16 protein-coding genes, 2 tRNA genes and 1 other RNA gene are annotated in these 15,905 nt (G+C 66.1%); 8 read left to right on the forward strand and 11 right to left on the reverse strand.

Annotated features, from left to right (window positions below; all coding sequences use genetic code 11):
* The first annotated feature begins 2 nt into the window (after positions 1-2).
* Positions 3-737, forward strand: a complete 735-nt coding sequence (locus MSM1_RS05265; RefSeq protein ID WP_307857285.1) for a type 1 glutamine amidotransferase — start codon at positions 3-5, stop codon at positions 735-737.
* Here MSM1_RS05265 and recR read toward each other — a convergent pair.
* Both recR and MSM1_RS05275 read right to left on the reverse strand, forming a co-directional pair.
* On the reverse strand, positions 712-1,323 hold the full coding sequence (recR, locus tag MSM1_RS05270; RefSeq protein WP_213440510.1) for a recombination mediator RecR: 612 nt from the start codon (positions 1,321-1,323) through the stop codon (positions 712-714). The genes MSM1_RS05265 and recR overlap by 26 nt on opposite strands.
* Position 1,324: 1 nt before the next feature.
* Positions 1,325-1,660, reverse strand: a complete 336-nt coding sequence (locus tag MSM1_RS05275) for a YbaB/EbfC family nucleoid-associated protein (protein WP_213440511.1) — start codon at positions 1,658-1,660, stop codon at positions 1,325-1,327.
* Positions 1,661-1,794: 134 nt separating this feature from the next.
* Between MSM1_RS05275 and MSM1_RS05280 the strand changes: the two genes are divergently transcribed.
* A complete protein-coding gene (locus tag MSM1_RS05280) occupies positions 1,795-2,520 on the forward strand; it encodes an Rv3717 family N-acetylmuramoyl-L-alanine amidase (protein ID WP_213441467.1) in 726 nt (241 codons plus the stop codon).
* 1 nt (position 2,521) lies between these two features.
* Here MSM1_RS05280 and MSM1_RS05285 read toward each other — a convergent pair whose 3' ends face one another.
* The gene (locus tag MSM1_RS05285) at positions 2,522-2,959 is read right to left on the reverse strand and encodes an SRPBCC family protein (RefSeq protein ID WP_213440512.1); all 438 of its coding nucleotides are present in this window, start codon (positions 2,957-2,959) and stop codon (positions 2,522-2,524) included.
* 91 nt (positions 2,960-3,050) lie between these two features.
* Here MSM1_RS05285 and MSM1_RS05290 point away from each other — a divergent pair, with 91 nt between their 5' ends.
* Together MSM1_RS05290 and MSM1_RS05295 are read left to right on the forward strand one after the other, a co-directional pair.
* Positions 3,051-4,427, forward strand: a complete 1,377-nt coding sequence (locus tag MSM1_RS05290) for an FAD-binding oxidoreductase (RefSeq protein ID WP_213440513.1) — start codon at positions 3,051-3,053, stop codon at positions 4,425-4,427.
* Positions 4,424-5,734: a class I SAM-dependent methyltransferase gene (locus MSM1_RS05295; RefSeq protein ID WP_213440514.1), complete on the forward strand. Its 1,311-nt coding sequence runs from the start codon at positions 4,424-4,426 to the stop codon at positions 5,732-5,734. The genes MSM1_RS05290 and MSM1_RS05295 overlap by 4 nt, the downstream gene beginning before the upstream one ends.
* A gap of 33 nt (positions 5,735-5,767) precedes the next feature.
* Here MSM1_RS05295 and MSM1_RS05300 read toward each other — a convergent pair whose 3' ends face one another.
* The 3 genes from MSM1_RS05300 to ffs all read right to left on the reverse strand — a co-directional run bounded on the left by MSM1_RS05300 (position 5,768) and on the right by ffs (position 9,168).
* Positions 5,768-7,522, reverse strand: a complete 1,755-nt coding sequence (locus MSM1_RS05300) for a DNA polymerase III subunits gamma/tau (RefSeq protein ID WP_213440515.1) — start codon at positions 7,520-7,522, stop codon at positions 5,768-5,770.
* Between the two features lie 178 nt (positions 7,523-7,700).
* Positions 7,701-8,999, reverse strand: coding sequence for an aminotransferase class I/II-fold pyridoxal phosphate-dependent enzyme (locus MSM1_RS05305; protein ID WP_213440516.1), 1,299 nt, complete (start codon positions 8,997-8,999; stop codon positions 7,701-7,703).
* Positions 9,000-9,073: 74 nt separating this feature from the next.
* Positions 9,074-9,168: signal recognition particle sRNA small type (gene ffs / locus MSM1_RS05310), an RNA gene on the reverse strand.
* Positions 9,169-9,235: 67 nt separating this feature from the next.
* Between ffs and MSM1_RS05315 the strand changes: the two genes are divergently transcribed.
* Together MSM1_RS05315 and MSM1_RS05320 are read left to right on the forward strand one after the other, a co-directional pair.
* Positions 9,236-9,321, forward strand: a tRNA-Ser gene (locus MSM1_RS05315).
* A 75-nt stretch (positions 9,322-9,396) separates the two neighbouring features.
* A complete protein-coding gene (locus MSM1_RS05320; protein WP_213440517.1) occupies positions 9,397-10,224 on the forward strand; it encodes a hypothetical protein in 828 nt (275 codons plus the stop codon).
* A gap of 93 nt (positions 10,225-10,317) precedes the next feature.
* On the opposite strand, the gene MSM1_RS05325 is transcribed toward MSM1_RS05320, so the two are convergent.
* Positions 10,318-10,785: a DUF5078 domain-containing protein gene (locus MSM1_RS05325; RefSeq protein ID WP_213440518.1), complete on the reverse strand. Its 468-nt coding sequence runs from the start codon at positions 10,783-10,785 to the stop codon at positions 10,318-10,320.
* A gap of 170 nt (positions 10,786-10,955) precedes the next feature.
* Between MSM1_RS05325 and MSM1_RS05330 the strand changes: the two genes are divergently transcribed.
* Positions 10,956-11,618, forward strand: a complete 663-nt coding sequence (locus tag MSM1_RS05330; protein WP_236054752.1) for a cutinase family protein — start codon at positions 10,956-10,958, stop codon at positions 11,616-11,618.
* Positions 11,619-11,662: 44 nt separating this feature from the next.
* On the opposite strand, the gene MSM1_RS05335 is transcribed toward MSM1_RS05330, so the two are convergent.
* Both MSM1_RS05335 and MSM1_RS05340 read right to left on the reverse strand, forming a co-directional pair.
* Positions 11,663-12,451, reverse strand: a complete 789-nt coding sequence (locus MSM1_RS05335; protein ID WP_236054753.1) for a sensor domain-containing protein — start codon at positions 12,449-12,451, stop codon at positions 11,663-11,665.
* Positions 12,452-12,665: 214 nt separating this feature from the next.
* A complete protein-coding gene (locus MSM1_RS05340; protein WP_213440519.1) occupies positions 12,666-13,886 on the reverse strand; it encodes a CaiB/BaiF CoA-transferase family protein in 1,221 nt (406 codons plus the stop codon).
* A 313-nt stretch (positions 13,887-14,199) separates the two neighbouring features.
* Here MSM1_RS05340 and MSM1_RS05345 point away from each other — a divergent pair.
* Positions 14,200-14,272: transfer RNA gene (locus MSM1_RS05345), tRNA-Arg, on the forward strand.
* Positions 14,273-14,299: 27 nt separating this feature from the next.
* On the opposite strand, the gene MSM1_RS05350 is transcribed toward MSM1_RS05345, so the two are convergent.
* Both MSM1_RS05350 and MSM1_RS05355 read right to left on the reverse strand, forming a co-directional pair.
* Positions 14,300-14,779: a very short patch repair endonuclease gene (locus tag MSM1_RS05350; RefSeq protein WP_307857287.1), complete on the reverse strand. Its 480-nt coding sequence runs from the start codon at positions 14,777-14,779 to the stop codon at positions 14,300-14,302.
* A gap of 9 nt (positions 14,780-14,788) precedes the next feature.
* A complete protein-coding gene (locus MSM1_RS05355) occupies positions 14,789-15,835 on the reverse strand; it encodes a DNA cytosine methyltransferase (RefSeq protein ID WP_307857288.1) in 1,047 nt (348 codons plus the stop codon).
* Positions 15,836-15,905: the final 70 nt, after the last annotated feature.

Here is a 15,905-nt window from a genome sequence, read left to right on the forward strand (position 1 = left end):
GCGTGACCGACTCGGCGGTGCGGATCGGGCTGGTGCTGCCGGACGTGATGGGCACCTACGGCGATGGTGGCAACGCGGTGGTCCTGCAGCAGCGACTGCTTTTGCGGGGCATTGCCGCGGAGATCATCGAGATCACGCTGGCCGACCCGGTTCCCGAGTCGCTGGATCTCTACACGCTGGGCGGTGCCGAGGACTATGCGCAGCGACTGGCCACCCAGCACCTCATCAGGCATCCCGGGCTGCAGCGCGCCGCCGCCCGGGATGTGCCGGTGCTGGCCATTTGCGCGGCGATCCAGGTGCTCGGGCAGTGGTATGAGACCTCGGCGGGGGAGCGGGTCGCGGGGGTGGGCCTGCTCGACGTGACCACGTCACCGCAGGCGAAACGCACCATCGGCGAGTTGGTCAGCGAGCCCGTGCTGGCCGGCTTGACCCAGCCGTTGACCGGTTTCGAAAACCACCGCGGCGGGACGGTCCTGGGTGCCGGGGCGTCGCCGCTGGGCGTGGTGCGCAAGGGCACGGGCAACCGGCTGGGCGATGGCTTCGACGGCGTGGTGCAGGGCAGCGTCATCGCCAGCTACATGCACGGCCCGTGCCTGGCCCGCAATCCCGAGCTGGCCGACCTGCTGCTGACCCGAGTGGTTGGCAAGCTGGCGCCGCTGGAGCTCGCGGAGGTGGAATTGCTGCGCCGCGAGCGGTTGCGGGCGCAGGCGCCTAAACCATGGCGCGCCGGCCGGTGAGCGCGCGGCCTAGCGTCAACTCGTCGGCAAACTCCAAGTCGCCACCCATCGGTAGTCCGGATGCCAGCCGCGTCACGGTCAGCCCCGGAATATCGCGCAGCACCCGCAGCAGGTAAGTAGCGGTCGCCTCACCCTCGGTATTGGGGTCGGTGGCGATGATGACCTCGGTGATCTCCGCACCGTCGGCCGGCTCGCCGATCCGGTTGAGCAGCTCGCGGATGCGCAGCTGCTCGGGGCCGACCCCGGACAGCGGGTCCAGCGCACCGCCGAGCACGTGATAGCGACCGCGGAATTCGCGGGTGCGCTCGATGGCCTGAATGTCTTTCGGCTCCTCCACAACGCACACCTGCGAGCCATCACGGCGCGGGTCGGCGCAGATGCGGCAGCGCTCGGCGTCGGAGACGTTGCCACACACCGCGCAGAACCGTACTCCGTCACGAACCTTCGCCAGCACCGCAGTCAGCCGGTCGATCTCCGGCGGCTCGACAGATAACAAGTGAAAAGCGATGCGCTGCGCGCTTTTCGGCCCGATACCCGGCAGCTTGCCGAGCTCGTCGATCAGGTCCTGGACCGGTCCTTCGAACAACTCAGGACTCCGGGATGCCTAGCGCGCTGCCCATCCCACCGGCCAGCGGTGCCAGCCGGGCCTGCGCCATGCTGGTGACCTGTTTGGACGCGTCGGCCAGTGCACCCACGATCAAGTCCTGCAAGGTTTCGATGTCCTCGGGGTCCACGACTTTAGGGTCGATCTGCACCGCTACCACCTCACCGTTGCCCTTCGCCGTGACCTGCACCAGGCCCCCGCCGGCTTGACCGTGTACCTCGGTGCGGGCCAGCTGCTCCTGGGCTTCGACCAGCCGTTGCTGCAGCTGCTGCGCCTGGGTGAGCAACGCCGCCATATCGGGTTGGCCTCCGGGTTGCATGACGGTTCCCTTGCAGTGTGGTCTCGACTTGGTGTCACCTGCGGTTCTCACGCGGTTCGAGACATCTAGCGTAGCCGGCGTCACGCTAGGGTAGCGCAGTGCACGCGCTCGTTTGCCCACGTGTCGGCGTCGCAATGGCCGCCGGTGTACTCCTCGGTGCCTCGATGCTGAGCATCCCCGCAGCAACCGCGATGCCCGCAACGATCGCCGGCATGATCGTGTTCCTCGACCCCGGGCACAACGGCGCTAACGACGCCTCCATCACCCGCCAGGTGCCCAACGGCCGCGGCGGCACCAAGGACTGTCAGGCCAGCGGGACCTCGACCAGCAGCGGCTATCCGGAGCACACGTTCGCCTGGGACACGACACTGCTGATCCGCTCCGAGCTGAACGCGCTGGGGGCACGAACCGCCATGTCACGCGGTGACGACACGTCAGTGGGCCCGTGCGTCGATGAGCGCGCGGCCATGGCCAACGCGGTGCACCCCAACGCGATCGTGTCCATCCACGCCGACGGCGGCCCGCCGACCGGACGCGGTTTCCACGTCAACTACTCGGCCCCCCCGCTCAACCAGGTCCAGGCCGGCCCGTCGGTGCAGTTCGCGCGGATTATGCGCGACCAGCTGGCCGCCTCGGGTATTCCGCCGGCCAACTACATCGGTCAAAACGGCCTGTACGGGCGATCTGACCTGGCCGGACTCAACCTGGCGCAGTATCCGGCGATCTTGGTGGAGTTGGGCAACATGAAAAACCCTGCCGACTCGGCACTGATGGAGACCCCCACGGGCCGGCAGAAATACGCCGACGCCGTGGTTCGTGGCATTGTGGGCTTCCTGGGTACGCAACCGCAGGCCCGCTGAGCTAGCTTTCGAGCTCCTTCTTCAGGTTGGCCAACACCTCGGCCTGGATCTTCTTCAGTCCCAGCGGCGCAAAGGTCTTTTCGAAGAAACCCTTGACACCGCCCGCGCCGGTCCACGACGTCTTCACGGTGACACTGCACCCGGCTCCGGCCGGAGCCACCGTCCAGTTGGTGACCAGGGAGGAGTTCGCGTCCTTTTCGATCACGGTGTGCCCGGCGACGTCGACGCTGGCTTGTACGTCACGGACACGTGATTTGGTGGCGTGCAGTTTCCATTTGGCAACCGTGCCCGGACCCTTGCCGCCCTGCACCACCTGATACTCGCTGAAGTGCCGGGACAGGATTTTCGGGCGGACGGTCTGATAGTCGGCGAGGGCGTCAAGGACGGTTGCCGGCTCAGCGTTGATCACCACGGTGCTGGCTGCGCTGATCTGTCCCATATGGCAAGACTCCCCTGTCCTCCGTCGCGGTAGCGGCACGCTGGGTGTCGGCGTCGTGCACGAGCCGCCCCTGGGCACTAGGGTATATGTGATGCCCGATGCAGCGGTCGGATCAGCGGCGTACGCGGCGGGCGTCGAGCGGTTGTTGGCGAGCTATCGAGCCATCCCCGCAACGGCGTCCGTCCGGCTTGCCAAGCCCACGTCAAACCTGTTTCGCGCCCGGGCGAAACGCACCGCCCCGGGTCTGGACACCTCCGGTCTGACCAGCGTCATTTCCATCGATCCGGAGGCCCGAACGGCCGATGTGGCCGGAATGTGCACCTACGAGAACCTGGTGGCCGCAACCCTGCCCTATGGCCTCTCGCCGCTGGTGGTGCCGCAGCTGAAGACCATCACCCTGGGCGGTGCGGTCACCGGTTTGGGTATCGAGTCCGCGTCGTTTCGCAACGGTCTGCCGCACGAATCCGTGCTGGAGATGGACATTCTCACCGGTGCCGGCGAACTGCTCACGGTATCGCCCCGCCAACACGCCGACCTATACCGCGCTTTCCCGAATTCGTATGGCACACTAGGTTATTCGACGAGACTGCGTATCGAGCTGGAGCCCGTCACGCCGTTCGTGGCGCTGCGGCACGTGCGGTTTCACTCGTTGGCCGAGATGGCCGCGGCGATGGACCGGATCGTCGACACAAAGGGTTTCGACGGCGTTCCCGTGGATTATCTCGATGGTGTGGTGTTCAGCGCCGGCGAAAGCTATCTGTGCGTCGGTGTGCGGACCACCACCCCCGGCCCGGTCAGCGACTACACCGGGCAAAACATCTACTACCGTTCGATTCGGCATGACGCCGGGGTCAAAGAAGACCGGTTGACGATTCACGACTACTTCTGGCGCTGGGACACCGACTGGTTTTGGTGCTCGCGTTCGTTCGGCGCCCAGAACCCGCGGGTGCGCCGTTTGTGGCCGCGCCGTTACCGGCGCAGCAGCGTCTACTGGAAGCTGATGGCCTTAGACCGGCGCCTTGGGATTGCCAATCGCATCGAGAAACGCCGGGGCCGCCCGCCGCGCGAGCGCGTGGTGCAAGACATCGAGGTGCCGATCGAGCGGTGCACCGAGTTTCTGGAATGGTTCTTAAAAACCGTGCCCATCACACCGATCTGGCTGTGCCCGCTGCGGCTGCGCGATCGTGACGGCTGGCCGCTGTACCCGATCCGGCCCGACCGCACCTACGTCAATATCGGGTTCTGGTCGTCGGTTCCGGCGGGCGCGACCGAGGGCGCGACGAACCGGTTGATCGAGGCCAAAGTCGGCGAGCTCGACGGCCACAAGTCGCTGTACTCCGACTCCTACTACACCCGCGAGGAGTTTGACGAACTCTACGGCGGAGAAACCTACAAAACCGTGAAGAAAACCTACGACCCGGATGCGCGTCTGCTCGATCTCTACGCAAAGGCGGTGCAACGACGATGACGACGACCAAGGAACCCACCCGCACCACCGCCGGCAAGCTCAGCCTGGCGGAGATTTTGGCGCTCTTCACCCGAGGCGGACCGCAACCGCTGAAGCTCGCCGCGTATGACGGCAGCTCCACGGGGCCCGACGACGCGGTGCTGGGCCTGGACCTGCGCAGCCCGCGCGGCCTGACCTACCTGGTCACCGCGCCCGGCGAGCTCGGGCTGGCCCGCGCCTACATCGCCGGCGACCTGGACCCGCGCGGTGTGCACCCCGGTGACCCGTACGAACTGCTGAAAACACTGGCCGAAAGGCTGGAGTTCAAGCGGCCGTCGCCGCGAGTGCTGGCCGCCGTCATCCGCTCGGTCGGCTTCGAGCACCTGGTGCCGATCGCGCCGCCTCCCCAGGAGGCGCTACCGCGGTGGCGGCGGATCGCCGAGGGCTTGCGGCACAGCAAAACCCGCGACGCCGAAGCCATCCACCATCATTACGACGTCTCCAACGCCTTCTACGAGATGGTGCTCGGCCCGTCGATGACCTACACCTGCGCGGTCTACCCGCACCCGGACGCCACGCTGGAGGAGGCCCAGGAAAACAAGCACCGGCTGATTTTTGAGAAGCTGCGCCTAAAACCCGGCAACCGGTTGCTCGACGTCGGCTGCGGCTGGGGCGGCATGGTCCGCTACGCGGCCCGCCGCGGTGTGCGCGCCACCGGTGCCACCCTGTCCGCAGAGCAGGCCGCCTGGGCGCAAAAGGCGATCTGTGACGAAGGACTCTCAGAGCTGGCCGAGGTACGCCACTGCGATTACCGCGATGTTCCCGAGACCGGGTTCGACGCGGTCTCATCGATCGGCTTGACCGAACACATCGGGGTCAAGAACTACCCGTCCTACTTCGGCTTCCTCAAGCGGAAGCTGCGCCCCGGGGGCCTGCTGCTCAATCACTGCATCACCCGCCCCGACAACAGGTCGGCATTCCGGGCCGGCAGCTTCACCGACCGCTATGTCTTCCCCGATGGGGAGTTGACCGGGGCAGGGCGCATCATCACCGAAATCCAAGAAGCGGGCTTTGAGGTGCTGCATGAGGAGAACTTCCGCCACCACTACGCGATGACGCTGCGCGACTGGTGTCACAACCTTGTCAGGAACTGGGACGAGGCGGTCGCCGAAGTCGGCCTGCCCACCGCCAAGGTGTGGGGCCTCTACATGGCGGCTTCCCGAGTAGGCTTCGAGCGGAACACGATTCAGCTACATCACGTGCTGGCAAGCAACGTCGACAAGCGGGGTTATGATGAGCTGCCGCTGCGGCCGTGGTGGCAGCCCTAAGCGTCGCGCCACCACCGGGACTTCACCCGGCGGCTAGCCATTGTCGATGCGCCGGGCGCCGAGATGGTTCTGCAGTAATTCGAGCGCCACTTCCTCGGGGTCGCGCCGCGTTTCCGCGACGGCGTCACGCCCCGCCTCGGCCAGCATGCGCTCCTCCTCGGCGGCACGCTCAGCGGGGTTGACGTCCGCGCCGGGCGCCTCGGCGGTTGCTGGCATGCCTGTCTCGCACCGCACCCGCCAATCCACGCCGAGCACATCTTTCAGTGCCTCGGCGATGACGTCGGCGTTGCGTTGTTCGCTCAGTCGCCTGGCCAATGGCGCCGATTCATGGGTCAGTACCAGTGTGTTGTTCTCCACGGCACGCACTGTGGCGCCGGCCAGCATCACCTCGGTGGTGCGGCTCCGTTGTCGCACCCTATCGCGCACCGCCGGCCACATGGTCCGCACTGCGGCCGCATCGGGTTCACCGGGGACTGCGGCGGCACCCAGCGTCTGGCCGCGTGGCGGTGCGGTCACCGGCGTGTGCGGTTCGAGCGTCGGTACGGGCGCGGCTTGGGGTGGCGTTGTGCGCGCCGGACCGCTCGGGGTCGACCGATCCAAAGCCTCGTTAGCCGGAATCGACATCTCTAGCCGCGTTTCGATCCGCTCCACGCGTTGCAGCAGCGCCGACTCGGTGTCGCTGGCCGACGGCAGCAGCAGGCGCGCGCAGATCACTTCGAGCAGCAGCCGGGGCGCCGTCGCGCCACGCATCTCACCCAGCCCGGCCTGCACCACCTCGGCGTAGCGGGTCAGCGTAGCCGGGCCGACGCGGGTGGCCTGGTCGCGCATCCGCTCCAGCACGTCTTCGGGCGCGTCCACCACACCACGGGTCGCGGCATCGGGAACTGCCTGCAGCACAAGGAGATCGCGGAAGCGCTCCAGCAGATCGGCGGCAAAGCGGCGCGGGTCGTGACCGGCCTCGACCACCGATTCGACCGCCCCGAACAACGCCGCGGCGTCGCCGGCGGCGAGCGCGTCGACGGCCTGATCGATCAGCGCGATGTCGGTGGCACCCAGCAGCCCCAGCGCCCGCTGATAAGTCACCCGAATACCCTCCGGGCCTGCTTCAGAACCGCCGATCAGCTGGTCTAGCACCGAGAGTGTGTCGCGCGGTGAACCACCGCCGGCGCGGATCAAAAGCGGATACACCGCATCATCGACACTGACACCTTCTTGGCGACAGATCCGCTCGACCAGTGCCCGCATGGTGCGCGGCGGCAGCAGCCGGAATGGGTAGTGGTGGGTGCGTGAGCGGATGGTCGGCAGCACCTTCTCTGGTTCGGTGGTGGCGAACACGAAGATGAGGTGTTCGGGCGGTTCCTCCACGATGGTGAGCAGGGCGTTATATCCCGCAGTGGTCACCATGTGCGCTTCATCGATGATGAAGACGCGGTAGCGCGATTGCGCGGGCGCGTAGAACGCGCGATCCCGGAGCTCGCGGGTGTCGTCCACGCCACCATGGCTGGCCGCATCGAGCTCGACGACGTCAATGTTGCCGGGTCCGTTGGGTGCCAGCGCCACACAGGATTCACAAACCCCGCACGGCGTGGGCGTCGGTCCCTGCGCACAGTTCAACGACCGGGCCAGGATGCGCGCCGACGACGTCTTTCCACAGCCGCGCGGACCGGAGAACAGGTAAGCGTGGTTGATCCGGCCAGCCGCTATGGCAGTGGACAGCGGCTCGGTGACGTGCTCCTGCCCCACCACCTCGGCGAAGGTTGCCGGTCGGTACTTGCGGTAAAGGGCCACGGTCAGCAGGCTACCTACGCCCGGCGACGATGCGGAGCCCGGAGGGCCCGCTGAGGAGCCGGGCCATCACCAACCCCCGGCGACGATGCGGAGCCCGGAGGGCCCGCTGAGGAGCCGGGCCATCACCAACCCCCGGCGACGATGCGGAGCCCGGAGGGCCCGCCGAGGAGCCGGGCCATCACCAACCCCCGGCGACGCGCGCGGGCCGGGCCAGAAGTGCCTCGGTTGCGGCCAGCAGTGCACAGGTCGCCAGCCCGTCGATCGCGGTGCGCAGGTCCGGTATCGACGGGAATGTCGGCGCGATGCGGATGTTCTTGTCCTCCGGGTCGTGCCGGTACGGAAACGTCGCACCCGCCTCGGTGACCGCGATACCGGCATCCTTCGCCAGAGCGACGGTGCGCCGCGCGGTGCCGGGCAGCACGTCGAGGCTGACGAAATAGCCACCCTTGGGTTCCGTCCAGGTAGCGATCTTGGAGTCGCGCAATCGGGTGCCCAGGATTTCGGCCACCAGCGCGAACTTTGGCGCCAGCAGTTGTTGGTGGCGCAGCATGTGCAGGCGCACACCGTCGGCGTCACCGAAAAACCTCAGATGCCGCAGCTGGTTGACCTTGTCCGGACCGATCGTTTTTTTACCCCTGTACTGCAGATACCAGGCGATATTGCCCAGCGATCCGCCGAAGAAGCTGACCCCGGCGCCGGCGAAGGTGATTTTCGACGTCGACGCGAAGATGTAAGGCCGGTTGGGGTTGCCGGCCTTGGCGGCCAATCCGAGCACGTCGATCTGCGGGGCGAACTCCATCGTCAGCGTGTGCAGTGCATACGCGTTGTCCCAGAACAACCGAAAATCGCTTGCTGCGGTTCGCATTTGGACCAGCCGGCGTACTGTCTCCCAGGAGTAGGTGACGCCGGTGGGGTTGGCGAACACCGGTACCGCCCACATGCCCTTGATGGCGGGATCGACCGCGACCAGCTCTTCTATCAGGTCAACGTCGGGGCCGTCCCCGCGCATCGGGATCGGGATCATCTCGATGCCCATCGACTCGGTGATGGCGAAGTGCCGGTCATAACCCGGGACGGGACACAAAAACTTGACGCTGGGTTCGTCCTTCCATGGCCGTGGCGAGTCCACCCCGCCGTGCAACATCGAAAAAACCACGATGTCGTGCATCATCTCCAGGCTGGAGTTGTTGCCCGCGACCAGGTTGGGCACCGGGATGGAAAGCAGCTCGCCGAATATGGCCCGCAGCCCGGGCAGGCCGTGCACGCCCCCGTAGTTGCGGGTGTCGGTGCCCTCCTCGTCGCGGTAGTCGTCTCCGGGCAGGCTCAGCAGCGCATTGGACAGGTCGAGCTGCTCGGGCGAGGGTTTACCCCGGGTGAGGTCCAAGGCCAGCCTCCTGGCCTGCAGCTCCGCATACTGCTGCTGGTGGCGCGCGTGCAGAGCGGCTAGCTCTTCACGGCTGAGGGAATCGAACGACACCTCGGGCCCTTTCACCGGTGAACGCCTGGCGCCAATGGCGGGGTACTGGGTCCGGCCACCCTGGGGCTGCCGACTTTGGGGGACCCCGCGCACCCGCCAGAGCCCGTTGACCCTTGCTGCCTTCCGGCCCTGGGGGAGTTCACAGGATGGACGCCGCACGGGGTCCATGGCGAGTGTAGTACCGCTGCCAGGAGTAATTGGCGCCGGCCAGATGGGGCTCGGCTACCATGGCCGACGGAGGATTCGCCTAGTGGCCTATGGCGCTCGCCTGGAACGCGGGTTGGGTTAATAGCCCTCGCGGGTTCAAATCCCGCATCCTCCGCGCTCGGTCCGAGGTGCGACCAGATGTGGTGGTCGGCCTTTAGGCCAACGTGAGCCCACCAGCATGAGGAGGGTTATGGGGCGCACCATCGCCATGCTGTGGCACGCGTTGTTTTGGGTCGCCGCCGGCGTTCTCTACATCTTTTTCGTGTTGCCGCGCTGGCCTGAGCTGATGGGCGACACGACACACGCGCTGGGCACGGCGCTTCGGATGGTAACCGGCGCGCTGATCGGACTGGGCGCGTTGCCGGTGGCGTTCACCCTGGTGCGTACCCGCAAACCCGAGTTCGGCTCCCCGCAGCTAGCACTGTGGTTGCGGATCGGATCGATCGCGGCCCATGTGCTGGCCGGGGTGCTCATCGTTGGCACCGCGATCAGCGAGATCTGGCTTAGCCTCAACGCCGCCGGACCGTGGTTGTTCGGGATCTACGGAGCCGCCGCCGCGGTCGCGGTGCTCGGGATTTTCGCGTTCTACCTCTCGTTTGTTGCCGAGTTGCCACCGCCACCGCCGAAAGGGGTCAAACCGACGAAGGAGTCTATACTCCGGCGTCTTCGCCGTCTTCGCCGCAAGGGGGACGGCGAGGCGCACCAAAAAGAGCGGGCAGCCGAAGCGGCGGTCGGCGGGGCCGCCGAAGCACCCGAAACGGCAGAAGCCGAGACGACGGAAGCCCAAGAAGGCCAGACTCCTAAGCCGGGTGAGGAGGCGGTGGCGGTCGGTGCCTACCCTCACGAGCCCGAGTCGTCCGGTGACCCCGAGCCGACAGCGGAAGAACTGCCGGCTGCCGACAATGCCGTCGCCACCAAAGCTCCCCGGGGCGGTTTGCGCAACCGCCGTCCGGCCGGCAAGGCGTCGACGCAGCGCCGTCGAGGCCGCGCTCGCCGCGGAGTCGCGCTCGACGACTAACCAGCTCACCCACCAGGCGCATCCGGTACCGGGGCTTCGTCAACGCTCTGCGCAGGCGCCCGCCGCAAAGTTGTGGCTCAAGCGAACGGCGAATCAGGTCCAGCCCCACACCGACATGTCACCCGCGGGGTAGCGGGCACAATTGTCGGTTTCTTTGGCGACGACACCCTTGTTGTTGAAGAAAATCTTCATGTGGTTGGGCCAGGCCAGCCACAACGGATCGGCGACGGGTGCATAGAAATGTCCGGAATAGTCGCGGCGCTCTGCCGGTGACAGCGAGAAAAACCAGTGCGCCTTGTCTTGGGTGGCCTGCTGAACGTTCGGGTGATTGTTGTAGTCGATCATGTACCGCTCGAAGTACACCGGGGCGAAGTCTCGCGCAGCAGCCAATATTTGCTCGGCGGTGCAGGTGGTCTCGATCATCCTCCGGGGAATGGGGAAGTCGTCGGTGGAATCGTTGGGGTCGGCCGCGGCTGTCGCGGGTAAGGCTATCGCAGCCATCCCAAGGGTGAGCACTGCCGCGCCTGCATAGAAAACCGTGCTGAAACGAAATCGGCGCATAACCGTCACTATAGGCCGTGTCATCCTGGGCGAGAACGGGACCGGCGTCTTGGGGCGCCCGGCGGGAGAGCGGCGGTGCGCAGCGGCGGCATCGGATAGCCGCAACCGTCGGCTGGCCCCCACCCTGAGCCCGTCCGCCAAGTGCCGAAACGATGTGTCAGCATCAAAAGATGGGTGCCCGCATTCTGGCCCGTAATCTGGCTCGCCTCCTGGGTGTCGCGGCGCTGATGGCGTGCGCGCTACCGGTCGCGCCCGGCGACCATCCTTCCGCCGCGGCTGATCCGTGTCCGGACAGCGAAGTCGTGTTCGCCCGCGGCACCGGCGAACCCCCTGGTGTCGGGCGGGTCGGCCAAGCATTCGTCGACGCGCTTCGTTTGCAAGTTCCCGGGCGGTCCGTTGGCGTCTACCCCGTCAACTACCCCGCTAGCAGCGATTACGTCAACAGTGCGACGGCCGGTGCCAACGATGTCAGCACGTACGTTGAAAGCATGGCCGCGAAGTGCCCCACCACCAAGGTGGTGCTCGGTGGCTACTCTCAGGGTGCCGGTGTGATCGATCTGGCCACCGATTCGATGCCGCCTCAGGTAGCCAATCACGTCGCCGCGGTGGCCCTCTTCGGCAATCCGCAGAGCATCTACGCGAAGTCGCTGGCGGGCGGCCGACTCCCGGCAATCAGCCCGCTCTACCGCCCTAAGACCATCGACTTGTGCGTTCCCGGTGACATGATCTGCTCCGAGGGCGGCAGCATTGTCCCCCACCTGTTGTATGTTCCCGAGATGACAAACCAAGCGGCCGCATTCGTCGCAAGCCGCCTCCAGCCGGAATCGACATAGTCACCATGTAGCCCAACGGCCCGGCCGCCGTCACGCCTATTTAGTTACGCGGGCACTTTGGCGGCGATCTGGTTAGCGATATCCACGGCCGAGTTCTTCGGGTCTGCGCTGCACGTGTTGACGTCGATAATGACGTTGTTTCTGACTGCCAGCGCCCGCCCACAGGCCCAACCCTCGCCCGGGGCGTTCTGCAGCGTTGCAATGGTGCTCAGCATGCCGTTGGTGTTTGCTATCGCCCCCACGGTCCACTGGGTTTTGGACTGGATGTGGGTGTACTCGTGACAGGCCTGCCACTTTTGTGCCGAGGCCTTGAAGAAGCTGTCGGCTTGTTTGGCGGAGGGAAACAACACCACCGCCTGCTCGGCGAAGTGAGTGAAGTTATCGCCCTCCTGAAGGGTCTGATCACGCACGGCCATGAAGTTGCTGCCGGCGTAGACCTGGGCCTGTGCCGCGCCGTCGATGGCCAGGCACTCCCTGGGCGCCATCGTCGCGCTGTCGTCGGGCATCGCGACGCGGCTTTTCGTGACCGTCATGTCGGTTGTCCCCATGGCGGTGTTGATCTGCTCGGGTGTGAGCAGAAACCCCTTCAATGCGCCCTCGGCGACGGGAGGCGCGGTTTTTTTGGTGGTGGTCGACGTGGTGGTCGTCGTTTTGTGACTTTTGTGACTGGAGCTGCTGGCGGTGCTACATGCCCCGCTGAGCATGCAGAGACCGCCAACGGCGACTACGGCCACTAGTCGGCGCATCTGTTCGTCCCCATTTCCGCCGCCATCCCAACCCATCGGCACCGTACGGCCCCGTACGAGGTTCGCCGAGCACAGCCTGACCTCCATGCTAAAAAGCACCCGACCGCACCGGCAGTGGTTTTCCTGTCTTCACGTCGCCGGCTCGGCTGCGAGGCAGGCAGCCGGCGAGCATCAGGCGGCATCCGCCGGGTGAATTCTCACCCGGCGACGCTGATCTTGACAGTCGTCGAAGATGCGGCAGAGATCGTGGCGACGCCCCGCCGGGACCGGCGTCACAGTCCGGTTGCACCAGAGGCCTTACTCAGCTATCGGGGACACCGACCTCGGCCGGGACCCCGGCGACGCCGTCTGCGATCAAACGATCGATGCTGGCGCGGTCGACACCCAACTCGGTGAGCACCGCTTCGGTGTGGGCGCCAAGCGCGGGTACGGGTCCCATCACGGGCTCGACATCGCGAAACGAAACGGGCGGCAAGACCGCGTCCACCGGACCAGCGGGTGTGTCCACCTGCCGCCAGCGCCCTCGTGCGGCCAACTGCTGGTGCGCGGCGAGGCCGGCCATGTCGGTGATCTGCGCAGCGGGCACGCCGGCAGCGGCGAGGCGGGCGTCAAGTTCCGCGGTACTGAAGCGGCGCGTTTCTTCGGCAACCACCCGGTCACACTCCGCGCGGTGCGCGACCCGCTGGAGGTTGGTGCCAAAATCCGGACAATCGGCCAGGGCGGGCCGGTCGAACACGTCGCGGACCAAAGCTTGCCAGCCGCGATCGTTCTGAACGCCGATGAGTATCTGCCCGTCCGCGGTCGGATAGGCGTTGTATGGCGCGATTGCGGCATGGCTAAGGCCCATCCGGGGAATTTGACGGCCCTCGTATAGCCAGATGTACATGGGGTGACCCAGCCATTCCACCGTGGCATCGAACATCGAAATGTCGACCACCGCGCCTCGTCCGGTGCGTTCCCGGCGGAAAAGAGCCGCCAACACGGCCTGGCTTGCATACAGGCCGGCTGCGATGTCGGCACAGGGGATCCCGGTCTTGGTGGGGGTTTCCGGGGTGCCTGTCACCGAAATAAGGCCCGCCTCGGCCTGCACGAGCATGTCATAGGCCTTGCGGTCACGCAGGGGGCCGCCGGTGCCGTACCCGCTGATACCGACAACCACCAGCCGTGGGTTGGCGGCAATCAGGTCGTCAGCGCCGAGCCCCAGCCGTTCGGCGGCGCCGGGAGCGGCGTTTTGGACGAACACATCGGCCCGGCTGACGAGTCGGTGGGCTAAGGCTTTTCCTTCGGCCGACTTCAGGTCTAGCGCCACCGATTCCTTCCCCCGGTTCAGCCAGACAAAATGCGAGGCGAGCCCGCGCACGGCGTGGTCATAATGGCGTGCGAAGTCGCCCTCGCCGACTCTCTCGATCTTGATTACCCGCGCGCCGAGGTCGCCCAGGTGCCGGGTGGCCAGCGGCGCCGCCACCGCCTGCTCGAGAGCGACCACGGTCACACCGTCGAGCGGGAGCAGCTCAGCAGTCACAGCTCAAAAGATCACGTGCCACGGTTTTGTCCGTCCAACGCTTTCCGTTCGATGCTTGATCGGGAATTACCTTGTCGCCTGTGCGAGAGTTGCCACCTATGCAGCTGCGCCGCGTCGAAGGCGTCCTCGCGGCTCGCGAGGAAGCGCACTTGGTCTGGCGGCTGAACCCCCGCATGGCATCCGGACCCCATGACCCCGACGGCTGCATTTCGTGTCGGCTCGCTCCGCAGGGTATCAGCACACCCGGAACACTGGCAAAACCCCGCTGGTCGCGCCGCTGCGCTAGGTTGAGTCAGGTACTCGAAAACGCCCCGCCCTCGTAGCTCAGGGGATAGAGCACGGCTCTCCTAAAGCCGGTGTCGCAGGTTCGAATCCTGCCGGGGGCACTTGAGTGTTCACACCTCAGATGCGCTTTAGACTTTGATCCTGTGGCCTGACGTTATCTGGTTGTGATCCGCCGCCCCTGGATCGCCTGCCCCAGGACTTTGTCGCCGTCCGACAAGCCGCTCGACGAAGTCGGCAACGGCCAGTGGGTCGTCGTGCTCCCAGACGCGCACCACCGTCCAGCCAGCGTCGTGCAGTAGCGAGTCCACCCTTTGGTCTCGTTCGACATTGCGGTTCACCTTCGCGATCCAGTAATTGACGTTACTGCTGGGCTGGCGGTAGTGGTGAGGGCAGCGGTGCCAAAAGCATCCGTCGATGAACACCGCGACTTTGGCGCGCGTGAAGACGACGTCTGCGGTCCAACGCAGGGTGGGCAGCGGACGCGCCGCAACGCGGTAGCGCAGCCCTCGGCTGTGGAGTTCCGACCGGAGCAGCAACTCGGGCTTCGTGTCCCGACTCCGGTTTCCCTGCATCACCTTCCGGACGGCGGCACTCGCTTCGGCTGTCACCACTCCTATCTAACGCAGTGCCTGAATGACCTGCTCCACCACCCGGCGGGCGAGCAGCGGCGGCACGGAGTTGCCGAGCTGGGACTGTACGCTCTGGCGCGAACCAACCAGCTCGAACTCATCGGGGAAGGTGAACAGCCGCTTGATCTCAGCGACGCGAAGCCGCCGATTCTCCCAGTGAAACGGACCAACGTTCGGCCCGGGCTGGGCTTGGATAGTGGGCGACGGCTTGCCGGGGTCGAGCTTGAGCAGGAATGACCAGTACCGGCTGCGCCACTTGAAGATTGGGTTCGGGTGCCCTAGCTCCTCGGTGTAGTGCAGGTAATTGCGGCCCGGGGGTATGTCGGGCAACAGCGCGCCATACCGACCACCAACTTCCTCACCCGGCTCAGAGTCCGTGACCAGTCCGCTCAGGGCCTCGCCCGCGGTGACGTGCGGCCGCTCGATGTTCCCCGTGGATCGGCGCTCCCACGAACCGCCATGGGTGGCGTCGGGATGCTTGGGCTGCCGCTTGCCCTTGGGCGCGCCGATGATGAACAAGCGAGGCCGCAGCTGCGGTACCCCGTAGTCTGCCGCGTTGAGAACCTTTGCCACACAGTCATAACCAGCCTCATCGATCTCGCGGAGCAGGCGTTCGAGGGCTGGGCGGCTGGCCTTGTTCGTGAACGTCAGCGCGTAGACGTTCTCCAGGATGAATGCCTTCGGTCGCGCCTCACGCAGCACACGCGTGTACTCCTGCAGCAGCGAGGCGCCCGGGTCCAGACCCGACCGTTTGTACTCCAGCCAGAAGCCGCTTTTAGAGAAGGGCGTGCATGGCGGTCCCCCGATGAGCAGGTCCGGTCGCTGGCCCTTCCGCAGACCGGCGGCGCGCAGGATTTCTGCTGTCGAGGTGTCAAGGATGTCTTTCTGGATGATTGGCGAGGCCAGCTTAGGAAAGTTCTTCTCCATCGTGAGAGCCGAGTCGCGGTCCCACTCGACGGCGGCACGCACGTCTACGCCAGCGGCCTCCGCGCCAAGATCCAACCCCCCGGCGCCGGAGAACAGAGAGATTGCCACTAAACCCTTGCCGCCCGCCACGCTGTCAGCATTACACGGCCGGTATGACGTCGGAGCCAGGCGCGCTGGA

This window comes from Mycobacterium sp. SM1, assembly GCF_018361265.1.
In the GTDB taxonomy this organism is placed as follows: Bacteria; Actinomycetota; Actinomycetes; order Mycobacteriales; family Mycobacteriaceae; genus Mycobacterium.

What these genes read in the sequence shown, in the direction of transcription:
- MSM1_RS05295 (WP_213440514.1), top strand. Translation starts at nt 4,424, where the DNA reads ATGACGACGACCAAGGAACCCACCCGCACCACCGCCGGCAAGCTCAGC.
- MSM1_RS05335 (WP_236054753.1), bottom strand. Translation starts at nt 12,451, where the DNA reads ATGGAGGTCAGGCTGTGCTCGGCGAACCTCGTACGGGGCCGTACGGTG.
- MSM1_RS05285 (WP_213440512.1), bottom strand. Translation starts at nt 2,959, where the DNA reads ATGGGACAGATCAGCGCAGCCAGCACCGTGGTGATCAACGCTGAGCCG.
- MSM1_RS05330 (WP_236054752.1), top strand. Translation starts at nt 10,956, where the DNA reads ATGGGTGCCCGCATTCTGGCCCGTAATCTGGCTCGCCTCCTGGGTGTC.
- MSM1_RS05325 (WP_213440518.1), bottom strand. Translation starts at nt 10,785, where the DNA reads ATGCGCCGATTTCGTTTCAGCACGGTTTTCTATGCAGGCGCGGCAGTG.
- MSM1_RS05320 (WP_213440517.1), top strand. Translation starts at nt 9,397, where the DNA reads ATGGGGCGCACCATCGCCATGCTGTGGCACGCGTTGTTTTGGGTCGCC.
- MSM1_RS05290 (WP_213440513.1), top strand. Translation starts at nt 3,051, where the DNA reads ATGCCCGATGCAGCGGTCGGATCAGCGGCGTACGCGGCGGGCGTCGAG.
- MSM1_RS05280 (WP_213441467.1), top strand. Translation starts at nt 1,795, where the DNA reads ATGGCCGCCGGTGTACTCCTCGGTGCCTCGATGCTGAGCATCCCCGCA.
- MSM1_RS05275 (WP_213440511.1), bottom strand. Translation starts at nt 1,660, where the DNA reads ATGCAACCCGGAGGCCAACCCGATATGGCGGCGTTGCTCACCCAGGCG.